This window comes from Mycobacterium sp. E802 (assembly GCF_001666875.1).
Classification (GTDB): Bacteria; Actinomycetota; Actinomycetes; order Mycobacteriales; family Mycobacteriaceae; genus Mycobacterium.
The window spans coordinates 13170-29923 of sequence record NZ_LZJD01000023.1 but is presented as its reverse complement, the minus strand read 5'-3'; the positions used below and the strand labels follow the sequence as shown (position 1 = coordinate 29923).

Here is a 16754-nt window from a genome sequence, read left to right as displayed (position 1 = left end):
GCCGGTGGACTACTCCGCGACAGCGAGCCCGGACCGCATCGCACGCCGCGCCCTGGCCGAGACCACCGCGGGCACCAACTCAGCCATGCCAGCACAGGACCGACCGGCCTGACATTCGGCGAGCACCGCAGCAGTCGACTCGGTGAGGTGATCGATTGCCGGCGCCGTCAACCTCACGAGGTGAGCCATGACCCGGACACAGCCACGCTGATCCTCGGCCGCACCGACGAACGCCGCCAAGGCCGGGTCAGTCAACTCCACGGCACCGTCGACGACGCGGGCCAAACCACCCACGACGAGCGTGCGCACGTCGTCATCGTCGGGATCGAGACTCAAGGCCATTCCGCGGCGCTGCCACGCCGAGGCTTGCAGCCCCAGTGCGTCGGCCAGATCCTCGCCGCGCCGCAGGCTATCGAAAAATTCAGCGATGTGGGCCGAATTGAAACCCTTCGCCAATAGCTGGGTGATCGCCGTCAACTGGGCCAGATGCCGCTCGTCGTAATACGCCGAACGCCCGACACGACGCGGCGAGTCCAGCAACCCGCGTTCGCGATACGCCCGGATATTGCGGGCGCTGACGCCGGATACGCGGGCCAGGTCTTCAAGGCGGTACTCAACCAAGCCGACGTCCTCCGCATCGGACCGAAGAGCGATTCATGTCGACACCCTACCCCGCGAGCAATATCACGAGCGAATTTCAAACTCGAATATCGAGGTATCGACGAACTCCACTTACAACGCCACCAACTGGGGTTATGCCGAGCTCGTCAGGCGAAACTGGACACCGACACGCAGTTTCAGCCAACTACTCCAACCGCAGAATGCCGGGCCCGGTTTCAAATTCACAACGGCGACAAAGGAGTCCGTTGGCTTCGGCGTTCGCGGTACGGGAGCATGGACGTCTGCCCCGACAGAGAGATTCGACGAAAGGTGCCCGCGTGCGACCCTGGATCGTGTGGGCGACCGGGCTACTCGCTTACATCATCGCGGTACTCGACCGCACTACCCTCGGTGTCTCGGGACTGCAGGCCGCGGACAGATTTGCCGCCAGCCCCGGCGTGTTGTCGACGTTCGTCGTGCTGCAAGTCATCGTCTATGCCGCCGCCCAAGTGCCCGCCGGGTTGCTCTTGGACCGCTTCGGTTCCCGCGTCCTGATCGTCTGCGGCGCCGCCCTGATGACCACCGGCCAGCTCGTCCTCGCGCTCAGCGAGTCACTACCCGCGGCCATCGGGGCTCGGGCCGTCGTCGGCCTGGGCGACGCGCTCACCTTCATCTCGGTTCTGCGCCTGGTGCCCTACTGGTTCGAACCGGCGCGGGTTCCGTTGGTGGCCCAGCTGACCGGCATCTGCGGTCAGCTCGGTCAGGTCCTCTCGGCCGTCCCCTTCCTCGCGATTCTCACCGGGGCCGGGTGGACGCCGGCGTATCTGTCGGTCGCGGCCTTCGGACTGCTGGTGATCGTGCTGGTGCTGGCACTGGTGCGGAACACACCGCACGGATCGACCCTGACACCCGAACCGATCTCACTGCGCGCCACCTTGGCCCGCACGAAAACGGTCTGGCTTCGGCCGGGCACCCGACTCGGCTTCTTCACCCACATGGGCACCCAGTTCTCCGTGACGGTGTTCGCGTTGATGTGGGGTGTCCCGTATCTCACGGAGGCACAGGGCCTTTCCGCGACCGCCGCGGGCTCACTGCTGACCATCTCGGTGGCAGCCGCCATCACGGCCGGGATCATGATCGGCATCGTCACGGGCCGTCACCCGCACCGCCGGTCACGCCTGGTGCTGTGGATCATCGCCAGTAACGCACTGGTCTGGACCGTGGTGCTGGCCCTGCCCGGTCCGGCGCCGATGTGGTTGTTGGTGGTGCTCATCGTCGTCATCTCGGTGGGCGGTCCCGGCTCCATGGTCGGCTTCGACTTCGCGAGAACCTTCAATCCCAGCCACAACCTGGGTACCGCGCAGGGCATGGTCAACATGGGCGGTTTCCTGGCGGCGTTGTTGGTGATGCAGGCCATGGGCCTGATCCTGTCGGGCGAGGACAGCTACTCGTTCGCGTCGTTCCGGCTGGCCTGGTCCGTGCAATACGCGGTGTGGATCCTGGCCACGGTCGGAATCCTGATCACCCGTCACAAGACGCGACGCCTACTGGCCGCCGAACAGGAACGAATGCTGTTGGAAAGCTTCGAAACTCACCCGGGGGGCTGAGTTTCGAGACGTCGCTCGACGAGGGTCGCGGCACGCCGGTGCCCGACCGCGTCGAACCCTCCGACGACCACCACCGGCGCCGCGGTGATCACCAACAGGCACACCGCCATCGAGGTGCCCTGAGCGGCCAACACCACCGCCGCCACCAGCACGGCCGAGGCCACCACCAGCAACAGCAGGTGGACGATGTCGACCTGTCCCACCAGAAGCGAGTAGATGACGAACATCGACACCAGGTAAATGCCGACCGGGATCGCCACCGCCAGAACGGTCCCGGTGGAAGTCAGGTGCGATTCGCCGTCGACGTAGTAGGCCGCCACGTGTAATCCGGCACCGGTCGCCACGATGGCACCGAACACCGCCAGGTGCAGGTAGCCGTACCAGAACGAAAGCGTGCGCCGCGCATGCAGCAGATCGCCGGCCGGAACCAGGAAGTACACCCACCACATCCCGAACGTCAGCCCGATTCCCGCGGCCACCAACAAGATCGCGTCGGTGGACCAACCATGCTCGGCCACCGCAGCCGTCAGGGAGGCCACCGTACCGACAACCCCTTCACCCAGCGCGATGATCGCCAGCAACCCGTACCGTTCGGCCACGTGATGGGCGTGCCACGGGGTGCCCCCCATCAGCCGCTCGGCCAGCACCGGCCCACTCACCTCTACGACCATCAGAACCAGAGCAGTACAGAAGAAGACCGTGACCGAGGTCTGCACGAAGATCTGGACCACCCACCCGATCTGGGCGACGACGACCGCGCAGGCATACGTCAGGCAGGCCCGTCGACGTGGCGGATCCTGCGTGGCGGCGCGTAACCACTGCCCTACCAAGGCAATTCGCATCACCACATAGCCGGCCACCATCACCGCGTTGTCGACGTGCCCACCGTGTTCGATGGAGCTGAACACCGGAGGGATTCCGAGCGCCAGGATGAGCACGCCGACCATCTGAACCATGGTCGTCACGCGGTAGACCCAGTCGTCGGTGTCGTAGGCGGAGGCAAACCAGGTGAAGTTCATCCACGCCCACCAGATCGCGAACGCGGAGAACCCGAAACCCGCCAACCCGGCCGAGACGTGTCCGTCGGCCATCAGGTGCGCGAGCTGTGAGGCGGCCACCCCGAAAGCGATCACGAACGTCAGGTCGAAGAGCAATTCCAACGGAGTGGCGACCCGGTGGTGCTCGTGCGGGTCACGTCCGGACATCCGGCTCAACCGGTGGGTTTGCACCTGGTGCGGCCTCTCGTCGTTCAACCTGAGTCTCCCCTTCGTCGCCGTCGATGCATTCCATCGCACCAGCACGGTCGAAGTCCGCGAAATACAGGTAGTGCACTACTGATGTCACCGCCGCAGCGACGCCCGACCATGAGTGTGTGTCCAAGCAATTCACCTTGAACCTCCTCGGCGAGTTCGCCGTATACCGAGACATGGAGCCCTTGGTGTTACCGCCCTCATGTCGCCGGTTGGTGGCGCTGGTCGCGGTCAAGCGTCGCGAACTGCACCGCGGCTGGGTCTGCGACCTGCTGTGGCCGGGCAGCCCGCCCAACAAGGCGGTGTCCTCCTTGCGCTCGGCACTGTGGCGGTTACGTCCGGTGGGCGCCGACGCGCTGCTCGTCGTACGACACCAGTACGTCAGCCTGGCGCCCGAGGTGAAGGTGGACTGGCACGAGGCAATCGCACTGCACGACGCGATGGCGCCGGCCGAGGGACGTCCGGTACCGGCCATCACCCATCCGACGCTGCACCGGTTGTTGCGTAGCAAGGACCTGCTCGAAGGCTGGAGCGAACCATGGTGCAGCGCCGAACGCGACCGTTACCGAGCCATCCGGCGGTCGTTGTCGAGCAGCGCCGAGGCACCGCGGCCACTGACGCACCGCACCGGACGCTCTTACGGGGGGAGGCACCACAACGACAGCGCAGGGTGCCGGCCATGAGCGGCTTACTACTCAGCCTCGTCGCGGTCTGCGCGATCATCACCGCCCTGGGTGTGCATCACCTGCAGATCTGGCTGGAACGCTGGGCGTACGAGCGGCACGCCCAGGACTGACAGCCCTACACCGGGTCGAACGACGAGATCAGCCAGTTGCCGTCGATCTTGTTCATCCCGACCTTGACGGCGCTCACCGCGAAAGAGCCATCCGGGAGTTCCTGACTTGTCGTGGTCTGGTTGATGAACAACAAGACGACCGCAGACTCCGGCTTCACTTCGATCGCGGCGCCCTGCACGACTTTGGCGGTTGTCGTCACCTTCTTCTGCTGCGCAGCCGGGGTGACGATCTTCGTCGTGAAGTCGGTGTAGTACGAGCGGAAATCGCCCGTGAGGTGCGTCTTGGCCTTCGTGAAGTCCTGATCCAGGGTGTCTGGTGCGTAGGATAACAGCGCCACGGTGCCGTCGGACGCGGCCTGCACCACTGCGTCGGCAGCCTTGGTGCCGGTTTGTTGGTCCGGCTTGTACATCGTGAAATAGGAAACCAACGCCAATGCGGCCGAGGCGATCAGTGCCACGCCGAGGGCAAGTGGGACAGTCCTGCGCTTCAAGGCTTGCAGTGCACCACCGGACCGGCCGCCCGACTCGGCCGGTTCACCCTTTGTCTCGGCCTCGTCGGCACCGATTTCGTCGGCGGACTGAGCTGCTTCTTCGACCGTGTCTCGCTCGTCTTCGAACTTGGCGGTCGGCGACTCATCGGTCACGCGGGTGTCTTCATCCAACGTCACGGCACAAACTCAACTTTCGAGAGCTTCATCTGGTCACCATCTCGGTTCAGGGTCACGCTGAGGCGCCAGTTTCGCGGATCCTGCTTTGCGCCCGCGGCATTGGTGACGCGCGACGTCGCTGCGACCAGCACGACGGCAGAGTCATCGGTCATCGAATCGATCGCGGTGGCGTTCACCGTGGTTTCGGTGACGGCCTTCGATGATTCGGCCACCTTGACGAAATCGTCAGCAGTCGCCTGGAAGTCCTCTTTGAACTGACCAGTGGAGCTGTCGATGATGCGTTGGACATCCTCTTTGGCGTGATTGAAATCCAGCGACATGAGGGTGACCACCCCTTGCCGGGCCGCCGCCGAGAATTCTGCTGCCCGCCGCTGATCAGCCAAGGCATTGCGATGGTGCCAGAACATGAAGCCGCTGGCCGCCAGCAGCATCAGTATGAGCACGATCGAGACGCCGGCCGCCAGAAATTTCCAGAAGCGGCCACTCGGCCACGAAACACCTCGACGCGCCTTCTCGCCGGAAGCTTCGGCAGTCGGCGTCTCAGGTTCTTCGACCGTCTGCTTCTCCGGTTCGGACGAGTCCACCTCATCGCCGGCGGACTCGACATCGGTGGCAACGGGCTCTGCATCGTCAGGCTCGTTACCGTCAGAATCGTTACCGTCAGGCTCGGCATCGGGACCGTTCTGCTCCGCGGCCTTCTTTTGAGCGGCGGCCTCGTTGCGCAACCGAATGGCACGAGCCCTGGCCCGTGCGGCCGCCGCCACGGCCTCGGCCTCGGCGGCCTCGGCTTCGGCCTGCTCGACCAGATCGAGGGCATCGCCATGCGATGCGTCATCTTCGCTAGTATCGATCACCGGCGACGAAGGCTTGCGGGACGGCATGCCGACCTCCTGTCCGTTCAGCAGCCTGCTTAACGAGAATTACGTTATCAGTTTGCGGTAGTGACCCGAGAGTACATCATTGACATCGGGCCTTTAAATGTCCATTTAGCTGCGGAAATGGTGTTTACGGGCTGTGCCCGAAATTAAGCCGGACCGGCTGAGATCCGCACCTCAAGCAGGTTCTTCATCACCTTGCCGGTCGCGTTGAGCGGCAGCTCGTCGAGGAATTCCACGTAACGCGGCACCTTGTAGCCGGCCATGCGCTCGCGGCTCCAGGCGATCAGCTCCTCGGCATCGGGCGCCTCGGTGCCCGGCTCGTCGCGCAGCACCACAAACGCCTTGCCGACCTGCCCCATCCGCTCGTCGGCCACCCCGATCACCGCGGCCTGCGCAATTGCCGGGTGCTCGAGCAGGAACCCCTCGATCTCGGCCGGGTAGGCATTGAAACCGCCGACGATGAACATGTCCTTCTTGCGGCCGACGATCCGCAGGCGACCCGTATCGGTGAACTCGCCGAGATCCCCGGTGTGCAGCCAGCCGTCGGCGTCGATCGCCTCGGCGGTGGCGGCCGGATCGTCCAGGTAGCCCTGCATCACGTTGTATCCCCGGACCAGCACCTCATGGTCGTCGGCGACACGCACCTCGACATCGGCACACGGCACGCCGGCGGTGGTCGCCACATCCTCAGCGCTGTCGCCGGGCCGGGACAACGTCACGTTGCCTGCCTCGGTGAGGCCGTAGCCGGTCATCAACGTCTGGAAAGGCAATTCGTCGCGGATGCGTCGGACCAACTCCACCGGGATGTCGGCAGCTCCGGTCACGGCCGCTCGCAGCGTCGCCAGTCGGTCCCGATCGGTCACCGCCAGCAGCGAGTGATACAACGTCGGAGGTCCGGGCAGCATCGTGATGCGTTCGCGCTCAATTAGTTCCACGACCCGGTCGACGTCGAACACGGCAACCGGAAGCATCGTCGCACCCCGCAGGAACGATGCGACCAAGCCGGCCTTCAACCCGAAAGTGTGGAAGTACGGGTTGATCATCAGGTAGCGGTCGCCCTGGCGCAGGTCGGCGAGCGTCGCCCACTCCTCGTAGGCCCGCAGCGTCTGGCGATGGTTCATCATCGCCCCCTTGGGCCGGCCGGTGGTGCCCGAGGTGAAGATGACATCGGCGATATCGGTGGGCGCCACGTCGCGGGTGAACGGCGTCCCGCTACTCAAGAAGTCCGACTTCAGATCGATGACGGGCACATCGAGATCCGTTCCGGAGAACGCGAAATCCTGCCCCAGGAAACCTTTTTGGACCAGCACGGCCTTGGCGCCGCTGCGCGCGACCACGTCGGCGGCCTCATCGGCCTTGAACCGGGTGTTGACCGGGACCAGGATGCCGCCGGCGGCCATGATCCCGAATGCGGAGATGATCCACTCGGCCGAGTTGGGGGCCCAGACCGCGACCCGGTCCCCTCTGTCGACGCCCAACTCGGCGAACGCACCCGCGGCTTTCCGGATGCGTTCGCCGAGCTCGGCGAATGAGAGGCGCAGCGGACCGTCGACCCCGACCGGACTGTCGCCATAGTCGACCCCGACCGGACTGTCGCCATAGTCGACCCCGACCGGACTGTCGCCATAGTCGACGACCGCCTCCGCGTCGCCGAACCGGTCCGCTGCACTCAAGACCATCTCGGGGATGGTCTGCCAGAATGTCACTCGTTACGTGGTGACGAGCCGACCGAGGTTGCCACCCATGATCTTGGCCTGGTCCTCGACCGACAGGTGCTCCAGCGCGGTCACGTAGTGAGTCGGCTCGGCCAGACCCTCCGGGTGCGGCCAGTCGGAGCCGTACAGCACCTGGTCGACGCCGATCAGGTTGATCAGGTCGTCGATGCCCTCCTCGTAGAAGGGGCTGACGTAGATGCGGTTCTTGATCTCCTCGATCGGATTGCCCAAGAACGCTTCCGGCGCCTTCTTGTACACCTCGGCCATCGAATCCAGCAGCGGGAACATCCACTTCGAGCCGGCCTCGACGATGCCGACCTTCAGCTTGGGGTGCCGGAACAGCGCGCCGTGAATCACCCACGAGGCCACCGCATCCTGGATCGGACGCCACTCGTTGAGGATCGACATCGCGTTGGTCTGGAACGGCAACATCTCCTGTACCGTGCCATCCCATTCCGAGGTGTAGCGCGAGTAGCCACTGTCACTGGAGTGCATGCCGACGAACACGTCGTGGTGCACGACGCGCTCCCAGAACGGGTCGAACTCGGGCAGTGCGAACGAGCGCGGGCCGCGGAAGCCGGGCACCGGGGCAGGGCGGATCAGGATGGCGCGGGCGCCACGCTTCACACACCACTCCAGCTCCTCGATCGCCTTCTCGACGATCGGCAGGGTGATCACCGGGGTGGTGAAGATGCGGTTCTGGTAGTTGAAGCCCCACACCTCGTCCAGCCACTGGTTCAGCGAGTGGATGATGACGTGGATTGCGACCGGATTGTCCCGCAGCCGCTCCTCGATGAGGCTGGCCAGCGTCGGGAACATCAAAGAGCGGTCGACGCCCAGTTCGTTCATCAGCTCCAGGCGCGGCTCCGGCTCGAAGAAGGCCGGGATGGAGCGCATCGGCTCGCCGAACAGCTCACGCTTGCTCTTGCCGTCCGGGTTGCCGAACTTGAAGTATTCCTCCCACGCGCCCGGCTTGGCGACATGCGAGAACGTCGGGTTCGGGATGTAGTTGCTGATGTGTCCGTCGATCGCGATCTTGGTGCGGCCGTTGACCTCGACGTACTGGACGATGTCCTTGTACTCCTTGGGGAGGTACTTGGTCATCGCCTCCGGCGGCTCGTACAGGTGGTTGTCCGCGTCGAACAGCGGAAACGGAATGTCGACCCTATGCGACAGTTGTCCCATGGAAAACTCCTTTGCAATTCGAGAGAATCATATTCTCAGTTGCTGGCCGCCGCAATGCCCCGGCGCACCAAAACGCGTGCTCACCGTGCGATCGCGGCGATCTCCTGCCTGATGACGAACTTCTGCACCTTGCCGCTGGCCGTTCGGGGAAAGTCCTGCGCCAGATGTAACTCTTCCGGCCACTTCTGGCGCGCCACCCCGGTGGCTTCGAAATATGCCCGCACCTGATCGAGGGTCGGCATCGTGCCGCCGTCACGCAGGCGCAGAACTGCGGCCACCCGCTCGCCGAGCCGCGCGTCCGGCGCGGCGACCACGATCGCCTCCACGACGTCGGGTAGGCCGAGCAGTACCTCCTCGACCTCGAGTGCGCTGATGTTCTCGCCACCGCGGATGATCAGGTCGGTGGTGCGGTCGGTGATGGTCAGGTACCCGTCCTCGTCCAGCACGCCGATGTCGCCGGTGCGATACCAGCCGTCGGCGTCGAAATGCTTTGCCGTCAGGGCATCGTCGGTATAGCCGAGACACAGATCTGGTCCGCGGCTGAAGATCTCGCCATCGGGCCCGAGCCGGATCTCGACGCCCGGCCGTACGTTGCCGTCGGTGAACAGGCGCTTGGCTTCCGGCGCCGAGGCGCCCGACCCCGTGATCGAGGGATGCTCGGTGCTGCCGTAGGACCGGAACACGAACAGGCCCAGATCGGCGAGCCTGCGGGTGACCGCGGCAGGCACAGTCGAGCCGCCCAGACCGACGGTGGTGAACCGGGCCAGATGCCGGTCGTTGAAATTCGGGTGGTCCATCAGGCTGGTGACGAAGTAGGGCGGTCCGCCGCCGATCGAGAGCTCGTCCCGCTCGATCAGCTCGAGCACCTTGCCGGGATCCCAGACGTCGCACAGATCGATCGGAGCGCCTTCGAGCACGGGAATGAGGAAGGCGCCGACCATGCCGATGAAATGCCCGACGGGCGTGGCGGTGAGTTGTCGTCCCCGGTCCGGCGGGTAGTTCTCCAGGAGTTGGCGGGTTTCGAAGCCCAGCGTCTGGTGACTGTGGATGACGCCCTTGGGCTCACGGGTGGTCCCGGACGTGAAGGCGATCAGGGCCGGCGCCGCCGGATCGGCGGTCAGGGTGCCGCTCATCGGCTCGTCGGCCAGGAGGTCGTCGAAGGAAGCCTGACCCCCGTCACGCTCCTCGCGCGAGCGCTCGTCGACCAGGCCGACGATCGGTACATCCGCGCACAGGTCCGGCTGAAACCTCATGCGGCCGAACTGCTCGGTGGTGATGAACACCTTCGGCTTCGCCGTGGCCAGGATGTGGCCGAGTTCCCGTGACCCGTAGAAGTGCACGATCGGCACGGTCACCGCGCCGAGGAACGCCGACGCCCAGAACGTGGCGGCCGCCTCCATCCAGTTCGGCAGCTGCATGGCCAGGACGTCGCCGGGGCCGACGCCACGGGCGTGCAGCCCGGCAGCCAGCCGTCGGGCGGTGTGCTCAACCTCGGCGAACGTGCCCACGTACGGACGGGTCGCCGAGTGCACGCAGAAGCCGGCATCGGGGCTGGCCGCGAGCCCGTCGGCCAGCATCTGGCCCAGGGTTTCGGGTCGCCACCAGCCTTCTTCGACGTACCGTTTGGTCAGCTCAACGGGGATGTCGCGCACACCGATGATGCTATTCTCACCAAACGAGAATGCCAATCCCGAAACTGGAGAACGTTTGATGGTCGACCTCGAAATCGACGGCGAACTGGCGATCATCACGATCGACCGGCCACAGGCGCGCAACGCCATCTCGCTGGACACCATGGACGCGCTGAACAAGGCGCTCGACGGGGCCGTCGGCGCGTCGGCGTTGGCCATCACCGGTGGCGGTGATCGCGCGTTCGTCTCCGGGGGCGACCTGAAGGAACTAGCCGCGTTGCGCACCGAACTCGAGGCCTCCGAGATGGCCTGGCGTATGCGCACGATCTGTGACCGCATCGCCGGTTTCGACGGTCCGGTCATCGCTGCGCTCAACGGGCACGCCCTGGGCGGCGGGGCCGAGGTCGCGGTGGCCGCCGATATCCGGATCGCCGCCGACGACATCAAGATCGGCTTCAACCAGGTGGCGCTGGCCATCATGCCGGCCTGGGGCGGTGCCGAGCGGCTCGCCAATCTGGTCGGACGCAGCCGGGCGCTGCTGCTGGCCGGAACCGGCCGGATCCTCGGTGCCCGGGAAGCCGAACAGGTCGGCTTGATCGACCAGGTGGTCCCCCGCGCCGAGTTCGCCGAGACCTGGCGCTCGACGGCACAGCTGCTCTCGCGGCGTCAGGCCGGTGAGGTCAAGCGGGTCGTCAACGGCGTGTCCACCACCGAGGCGGTCTCCGCCTTCGCCCGGCTGTGGTGCTCCGAGGAGCACTGGACCGCCGCGGACAAGGTGATGAACAAAGGGAAGTAGGGCTCAACCGCTCAGTTCACGGACTGGATCACTGCCGTCCCAGCCCTCGCTCGCCTGGCGCACGAAGGCGGCCATACCACCCGAGGCGTCGGTGAGTTCCATGATCTCGACGATCGCGGCGCCGATCGGTGGTTCGAAGTAGGAAAAGCGCACCCCGTCCTCGCCCCCAGCCCACACCTGCGGCCACCCGGCCGCGGCGAGGGCGGCCATGGCCTGGTCATAATCGTCTGCCCAGTAGGCGAGTTGGTGAAAGCCGCCACCGGTGGCGGCGATGAACTCGGTGAAGATGCTCGGGCTGTCGTCGAGCTGTTGGATCAACTCGATCTGCAGGTCGCCGTTGTTGGACAGTGCCAGCGACAGCCGCACCTCGCACGGTTGGCCGCGGTAGGTGACGCGCTGAGGCAGGTCACGGATGACGAACCACGGACCGACACCCATCTGCAGCCATCGAGAGATCGCATCGTCGAGATCCGTGACGACATATCCGATCTGACGAATTTCACCGGGCAATACGGGGGCCATCCCGAAAGCCTATCGAGAGCCGGTTCTCACTAGACGAGAATCGCATTTCCAGTTATCGTCAGCGACGTGTCAACACAGATCGCTCTGGCGCCCGAGATCTCCACCTGGCCTGACGAGAACCCGCAGCTGATCGGCAGCAAATGCGGCAACTGCGGGGCCGCCGTCTTCCCGGTGCAGGACCACTGCCCCAAATGCAGCAGCGCCGATACGGCCGACATCCTGCTGCCCCGCCGCGGCACCGTCGTCGCGTGGACCACGCAGGGCTTCCCGCCCGGCGCGCCGTATGCCGGCCCGACGGGCAAGGACTTCGTCCCCTTCGGCGTCGGCCTGGTCGAACTCGCCGACGAAACCGGCCCGGTCATCCGCGTCGAAGGCCGGCTGACCGAAAACGATCCGGCCAAGCTGCAATTCGGCCAGGAGGTCGAGCTGACCATGATCCCGTTCACCACCGATGAAGACGGCAACCAAGTTGTCACCTTCGCCTTCCAGCCGGTGTAGAGAGAGGCCAACGACATGACCAACGACGTAGCCATCATCGGCGTCGGCCTGCATCCGTTCGGCCGCTTCGACAAGCCCGCGGTGCAGATGGGCGCCGAGGCCATCCGGTTGGCCCTGGCCGACGCCGGCGTGGAGTGGAAGGACATCCAGTTCGGGTTCGGCGGAAGCTATGAGGTGTCGAATCCTGACTCGGTGACCCGTCTGGTGGGACTGACCGGGATCACGTTCACCAACGTGTTCAACGCGTGCGCCACCTCGGCCAGCGCGATCCAGCAGACCGCCGACACGATCCGCCTCGGCAAGTACGACATCGGCGTGGCCGTGGGTCTGGACAAGCATCCCCGTGGTGCGTTCACCGACGACCCCGCCAAGCTGGCCCTGCCCCAGTGGTACGCCCAGAACGGGCAGTTCGTCACCACCAAGTTCTTCGGCATGAAGGCGAACAAGTACCTCCACGATCACGGCATCAGCCAGGAGACCCTGGCCCGGGTGGCCAACAAGAATTTCCGTAACGGCGCGAAGAACCCGAATGCGTTCCGCCGCAAGGAGATCTCGGTCGAGGAGATCCTGAATTCACCGGCGCTGAACTATCCGTTGACCCAGTACATGTTCTGCGCACCCGACGAGGGCGCGGCGGCGGTGATCATGTGCCGCGCCGACATCGCCCACAAGTACGCAGACAAGCCGGTCTTCGTGCGCGCCAGCGAGATTCGCACTCGGACGTTCGGCGCCTACGAGGTGCATGCCACCTCCGCGCCCCCGGAAGCCGACGTGGCGCCGACCGTGTACGCGGCGAAGGCCGCCTACGAGATCGCCGGCATCGGCCCGGAGGACGTCGACGTCGCCCAGCTTCAGGACACCGATGCCGGGGCCGAGGTGATCCATATGGCCGAGACGGGACTGTGCGCCGACGGCGAGCAGGAGAAGCTGCTGGCCGACGGCGCCACCGAGATCGGCGGCTCGATCCCGATCAATACCGACGGCGGACTGATCGCCAACGGTGAACCGATCGGAGCCTCGGGTCTGCGCCAGATGCACGAGTTGGTACGCCAGCTACGCGGTGAGGCCGGCGACCGGCAGGTGCCGGGCAACCCGCGCGTCGGCCTGGCCCAGGTCTACGGCGCCCCCGGGACCGCTTCGGCGACCATCCTGTCGCTCTAGACTCGCGGGGATTCCTCTGCGCAAGCAATAGCGCGCAGTCAAGCCGCCACTCAATGTGGCGGCTTGACTGGTTTCAACGGTACGCGGTCCGGCCCCCTCCCGTGACTGCGGGTCGCCGTTGTGGGAGACGATGAACCGCAGGGACTTTGCCTTTACAGATGTTGGAAGAAGTGTCAGGCTCAACATGCCAGCCCCCGACCTGACCGCGAGGAGTCTGCGATGACGGAGCATGCCAGTTTCTGCAGCATCTGCGAACCACTGTGCGGATGATCGCGATCATGGACGGTGAGGCCAACGTCAACGCGCTCGATCCGGGCCGGCCAGAAACACTCGAGCGACTCAGCGGCACCGCGCACACCAGCCGAGTCCCGGTGTGCGTCCAAGCTGTCCGTGCGACCGCCGACGCCATCCCGCCCGGATGACCCCGTGGGGACGGTTCGGTGTCGCGCTGCACACCGACAGCGCCGAACTCGTGGTCGCCGCCATGCCGCTTGGGCACCTGCGCAACCCGGTGACCGACGCGGTCGCCCTCGGCCCCCTTGCCGTGCTCGCCGACTTCGCGGCAGGTCTGGTCAACTACCACCGCCGCAGCACCGGCGAGTGGACCGTGACAGGCGAACTCAATCTCGAGTTCACCCCCGATGCGCACGCGGTCGTCGCCGGCAACCCGGACATCCCTGCCATTGCCACTGCGGTTCCGATCGGCGGACGGGCCGCCACCTCGCTGAGCGAATGCCGGATCACGTACGGAGACAACGTTATCGGAACTGCAACGGTTCGTTCTGTACATTTCACGCCAGACGGCGAGCTGTCCCATGATCTGGACCTGCACTCCCGCGACGAAGAGCCTCGCGACCTCGCGACCATCATGTCGCTGTCCGTGATCGCAGCCGCGGACGGGCCGCCGCTGCTGCGGCAGGACCCACACCCGGAGATCAACAATCCGCTCGGGGTGGTGCACGGCGGTGTCGCCGCAACCGGACTGGAGCTGGCGTCCTCGGCGTTGCTACACACCACCGGCGGCGCGAACCTGCGCACTGCGACGATGCAGGTCACCTACCGCTACCCGTTTCTGGCCGGCGCCGAGTCGCACTACACTGCCCGTCCGGTGCGATTGGGGCGCAGCAGCGGCAGCACCGACAGCACCGCGATCGGCGCCGATGCCCGGCCTGCCATCACCGCCAGGATCACCGCGTACCGCTGAAGTCGCCCAGGAGAATTCATGGCCACCGCCCCAAATCAGTTCGATCATCATTCCGCTATGCACGCCGCCGACCCGGTATCGGCCTATCGCGACATCCGTGCCGGCACCGGCATGGTGTACAGCGAGCTCTACGGCGGGTTCACCGCTCTCGCCCGCCATGCCGACATCACCGCGGTCGCCGGCGACCACGACCGGTTCTCCAGCGCGTTGGAGCTCCCCGGTGGCGACGGGCTGGGCGGTGGGATTACGTTGCCCCATAACCCCGCTGCCACCCGGATGTCCATGGCGGAGACCGACAACCCACAGTGGCGCGGACTGCGCAAGCGGGTCAACCCCAAGTTCAAACCGGAGCCGATGGCGGCCTTCGAGGCGCGGGTGCGTGCCATTACCACCGATTGCATCGACCGGGTGATCGACGCGGGGCACTGTGATCTGGTGTTCGACATCTGCAGTCCGGTACCGGCCATCGCCACGCTGGAGTACCTGGGACTGCCAACCGAGGACTGGTTGCGCTACGCCACCCCGATCCATGCTTCCACGTACACACCGCGCGCACCGGGTCATCCCGCGTTCGAGGCCCTGTCGGCCGATTTCGCCTGGATTTTCGATCGGATCCGGACCGAGATCGGTGCCCGGCGCGTGGATCCCGGTGCCGAGGACCTGATCTCGTACCTTATGCAGCCCGCGGAGGACGGCTCGTACCTGAGCGACGACGACGTCTTCGAGCTCATCTACACCATGCTGGCCGCCGGGGTGGACACCGCGACGTCGCTGCTGTCGGCGGCGTTTCTGCACCTGGATACGCACCCCGCAGACCGGCGTCGGCTGATCGAGGATCCCGAGCTGATCGGCGTCGCGTGCGAGGAGTTCCTGCGGTATTACAGCCCAGCTCAGGCCACGGCCCGGACCGTCTCCGGAGACGTCACCGTTGGCGGTACCACCTTCCGCCGCGGCGACCGAATTTTGCTGCCCTGGGCCTCAGCCAACCGGGACGAGGCGGTGTTCGAACGACCGGACGATTTCGTGGTCGACCGAAAACCGAACCGGCACATCGCATTCGGCCATGGCATCCATCGCTGCGTCGGGGCTCCACTGGCCCGGCTGGAATTCATCGTCGTGGTCGGGGAGGTGCTGCGCCGGATGCCGGACTATCGGGTCGACAGGACCGCGGCGCCGACGTACCCCGACGTCGGATTGATGTACGGGCACGAGCGCATGCCGGCGCGTTTCAGCGCCCGAGGAAGTTCGGGCTAGTAGTACGGGACAGGAAAACTGAACCCCGAGTTCACGCCGAGACAAACATGATTCGCGCATCATCACAGTGCCGCAGGCATTGCGCTTCTCCGGCCGGTTCGGCGGGCTCCGCTATGCGCCCGCGGCGGCCATCTGCACGGCGACGCCGGTGATGAATCCGCCGTCCACCTGGATGTCCTGCCCATTGACCCATCGCGCTTCCGGGGAGCTCAGGAACGCGATCACCGGGGCGATGTCGTTGACATCGCCGTGCCGCCCGACCGTGCTGCGGACGTAGTCGAGAGTGTCCTTGCCCATGGTCGCTTCGAAATCTTCGAGGATTGGCGTGTGCACCGGGCCGGGACTGACGGTGTTGACCCGGACTCCGTACTCTTCCCATGCCGTCGCCGCGAGCTGACGGGCATAGATGATGGCGGCCTCTTTCGAGGTGCTGTACACCGGGTAGGCCGGATCCTGGGTCGCCTGCCATTCCGCAATGGCGTCAGCATCGGTGGCGCTGAGCAGCCCGCTGAGCGCAGCGATCCGGTTGGGCCAGGCGATCCCCGCGGTCGACGCCACGCCGACGATCGCGCCACCACGCGACATCCGGGGCAGCAGACCCTCGGCCATCAGCCGGAAGCCCAGATAGTTCACCGTCAGCACGTCCAAAGCCGGTGCCGTACCAGGCAAGCCGGCGACGTGCGCGAGCACATCCCACCCATCGCCGAGGCTTTCGACGAGATCCTGGATCGAGGCCGGATCACGCAAATCACACACCCGGCGCTCCGCCGCCCTGGCCTCCCCCTGCCGAAGGTCGACCGCCACCACATGATGACCGCGGTCGTGCAGGAGTTCGGCGGTCGCCGCACCGATGCCTGAGCCGGCACCGACGACGACAACCTTCAACTTCGTTGCCATTGCTTGAGATCCTCTCGAATTTCACCGCTCGAAGCAGCAGACACAGCGTGACACTTTTCGGCAAAATTGTAAACTGCGCCCGTACGAAATCG

The 16754-nt window shown here is 65.5% G+C and carries 17 protein-coding genes; 8 read left to right on the top strand and 9 right to left on the bottom strand.

Annotated elements, in window-relative coordinates; translation table 11 throughout:
• Positions 1-9 precede the first annotated feature (9 nt).
• A complete protein-coding gene (locus A5699_RS03660) occupies positions 10-621 on the bottom strand; it encodes a MerR family transcriptional regulator (protein WP_082957555.1) in 612 nt (203 codons plus the stop codon).
• A gap of 317 nt (positions 622-938) precedes the next feature.
• Between A5699_RS03660 and A5699_RS03655 the strand changes: the two genes are divergently transcribed.
• Positions 939-2207, top strand: a complete 1269-nt coding sequence (locus A5699_RS03655; RefSeq protein ID WP_067765520.1) for a nitrate/nitrite transporter — start codon at positions 939-941, stop codon at positions 2205-2207.
• Here the strand turns inward: A5699_RS03655 and A5699_RS03650 are convergent.
• Entirely contained in the window at positions 2192-3412 is a 1221-nt protein-coding gene (locus tag A5699_RS03650; protein WP_082957556.1) for a low temperature requirement protein A, read from the bottom strand. The genes A5699_RS03655 and A5699_RS03650 overlap by 16 nt on opposite strands.
• A 167-nt stretch (positions 3413-3579) precedes the next feature.
• Here A5699_RS03650 and A5699_RS03645 point away from each other — a divergent pair, with 167 nt between their 5' ends.
• Positions 3580-4140 carry a transcriptional regulator gene (locus tag A5699_RS03645; protein ID WP_067765514.1) on the top strand — a complete coding sequence of 187 codons (561 nt, stop codon included), beginning with the start codon at positions 3580-3582 and terminating at the stop codon, positions 4138-4140.
• A gap of 118 nt (positions 4141-4258) precedes the next feature.
• Here A5699_RS03645 and A5699_RS03640 read toward each other — a convergent pair whose 3' ends face one another.
• The 5 genes from A5699_RS03640 to A5699_RS03620 all read right to left on the bottom strand — a co-directional run bounded on the left by A5699_RS03640 (position 4259) and on the right by A5699_RS03620 (position 10351).
• A complete protein-coding gene (locus A5699_RS03640; RefSeq protein ID WP_369806652.1) occupies positions 4259-4915 on the bottom strand; it encodes a twin-arginine translocation pathway signal in 657 nt (218 codons plus the stop codon).
• A 2-nt stretch (positions 4916-4917) separates the two neighbouring features.
• Positions 4918-5802 (bottom strand): hypothetical protein, encoded by an 885-nt coding sequence (locus tag A5699_RS03635; RefSeq protein ID WP_067765511.1) that lies wholly within the window; start codon positions 5800-5802, stop codon positions 4918-4920.
• A gap of 143 nt (positions 5803-5945) precedes the next feature.
• The gene (locus A5699_RS03630) at positions 5946-7478 is read right to left on the bottom strand and encodes a FadD3 family acyl-CoA ligase (RefSeq protein WP_369806651.1); all 1533 of its coding nucleotides are present in this window, start codon (positions 7476-7478) and stop codon (positions 5946-5948) included.
• A 30-nt stretch (positions 7479-7508) separates the two neighbouring features.
• Positions 7509-8699: an amidohydrolase family protein gene (locus A5699_RS03625; protein ID WP_067765508.1), complete on the bottom strand. Its 1191-nt coding sequence runs from the start codon at positions 8697-8699 to the stop codon at positions 7509-7511.
• Positions 8700-8779: 80 nt separating this feature from the next.
• On the bottom strand, positions 8780-10351 hold the full coding sequence (locus A5699_RS03620) for an AMP-binding protein (protein ID WP_067765505.1): 1572 nt from the start codon (positions 10349-10351) through the stop codon (positions 8780-8782).
• A gap of 58 nt (positions 10352-10409) precedes the next feature.
• Here A5699_RS03620 and A5699_RS03615 point away from each other — a divergent pair, with 58 nt between their 5' ends.
• Positions 10410-11126 carry an enoyl-CoA hydratase/isomerase family protein gene (locus A5699_RS03615; RefSeq protein ID WP_067765561.1) on the top strand — a complete coding sequence of 239 codons (717 nt, stop codon included), beginning with the start codon at positions 10410-10412 and terminating at the stop codon, positions 11124-11126.
• A 3-nt stretch (positions 11127-11129) separates the two neighbouring features.
• Here the strand turns inward: A5699_RS03615 and A5699_RS03610 are convergent, their stop codons facing one another.
• Entirely contained in the window at positions 11130-11648 is a 519-nt protein-coding gene (locus A5699_RS03610; protein WP_067765501.1) for a VOC family protein, read from the bottom strand.
• Positions 11649-11714: 66 nt separating this feature from the next.
• On the opposite strand from A5699_RS03610, the gene A5699_RS03605 reads away from it, so the two are divergent.
• The 5 genes from A5699_RS03605 to A5699_RS03590 all read left to right on the top strand — a co-directional run bounded on the left by A5699_RS03605 (position 11715) and on the right by A5699_RS03590 (position 15765).
• Positions 11715-12146 carry an OB-fold domain-containing protein gene (locus A5699_RS03605; RefSeq protein ID WP_157561067.1) on the top strand — a complete coding sequence of 144 codons (432 nt, stop codon included), beginning with the start codon at positions 11715-11717 and terminating at the stop codon, positions 12144-12146.
• Positions 12147-12161: 15 nt separating this feature from the next.
• Entirely contained in the window at positions 12162-13307 is a 1146-nt protein-coding gene (locus tag A5699_RS03600; protein WP_067765495.1) for a thiolase family protein, read from the top strand.
• Between the two features lie 266 nt (positions 13308-13573).
• Entirely contained in the window at positions 13574-13729 is a 156-nt protein-coding gene (locus tag A5699_RS28930) for a hypothetical protein (protein WP_157561066.1), read from the top strand.
• Positions 13726-14511 (top strand): PaaI family thioesterase, encoded by a 786-nt coding sequence (locus A5699_RS03595; RefSeq protein ID WP_067765492.1) that lies wholly within the window; start codon positions 13726-13728, stop codon positions 14509-14511. Before A5699_RS28930 ends, A5699_RS03595 begins: the two co-directional genes overlap by 4 nt.
• A gap of 18 nt (positions 14512-14529) precedes the next feature.
• Positions 14530-15765 carry a cytochrome P450 gene (locus A5699_RS03590; protein ID WP_067765489.1) on the top strand — a complete coding sequence of 412 codons (1236 nt, stop codon included), beginning with the start codon at positions 14530-14532 and terminating at the stop codon, positions 15763-15765.
• Positions 15766-15876: 111 nt separating this feature from the next.
• Here A5699_RS03590 and A5699_RS03585 read toward each other — a convergent pair whose 3' ends face one another.
• The gene (locus A5699_RS03585) at positions 15877-16662 is read right to left on the bottom strand and encodes a coniferyl-alcohol dehydrogenase (protein WP_067765486.1); all 786 of its coding nucleotides are present in this window, start codon (positions 16660-16662) and stop codon (positions 15877-15879) included.
• Positions 16663-16754 lie beyond the last annotated feature (92 nt).

Bases quoted from the DNA above. Each gene is read 5' to 3' on its own strand.
- A5699_RS03595 (WP_067765492.1), top strand. From the start codon at position 13,726: ATGACCCCGTGGGGACGGTTCGGTGTCGCGCTGCACACCGACAGCGCC.
- A5699_RS03650 (WP_082957556.1), bottom strand. From the start codon at position 3,412: ATGTCCGGACGTGACCCGCACGAGCACCACCGGGTCGCCACTCCGTTG.
- A5699_RS03630 (WP_369806651.1), bottom strand. From the start codon at position 7,478: ATGGTCTTGAGTGCAGCGGACCGGTTCGGCGACGCGGAGGCGGTCGTC.
- A5699_RS03600 (WP_067765495.1), top strand. From the start codon at position 12,162: ATGACCAACGACGTAGCCATCATCGGCGTCGGCCTGCATCCGTTCGGC.
- A5699_RS28930 (WP_157561066.1), top strand. From the start codon at position 13,574: ATGATCGCGATCATGGACGGTGAGGCCAACGTCAACGCGCTCGATCCG.
- A5699_RS03635 (WP_067765511.1), bottom strand. From the start codon at position 5,802: ATGCCGTCCCGCAAGCCTTCGTCGCCGGTGATCGATACTAGCGAAGAT.
- A5699_RS03610 (WP_067765501.1), bottom strand. From the start codon at position 11,648: ATGGCCCCCGTATTGCCCGGTGAAATTCGTCAGATCGGATATGTCGTC.
- A5699_RS03625 (WP_067765508.1), bottom strand. From the start codon at position 8,699: ATGGGACAACTGTCGCATAGGGTCGACATTCCGTTTCCGCTGTTCGAC.
- A5699_RS03590 (WP_067765489.1), top strand. From the start codon at position 14,530: ATGGCCACCGCCCCAAATCAGTTCGATCATCATTCCGCTATGCACGCC.
- A5699_RS03585 (WP_067765486.1), bottom strand. From the start codon at position 16,662: ATGGCAACGAAGTTGAAGGTTGTCGTCGTCGGTGCCGGCTCAGGCATC.
- A5699_RS03615 (WP_067765561.1), top strand. From the start codon at position 10,410: ATGGTCGACCTCGAAATCGACGGCGAACTGGCGATCATCACGATCGAC.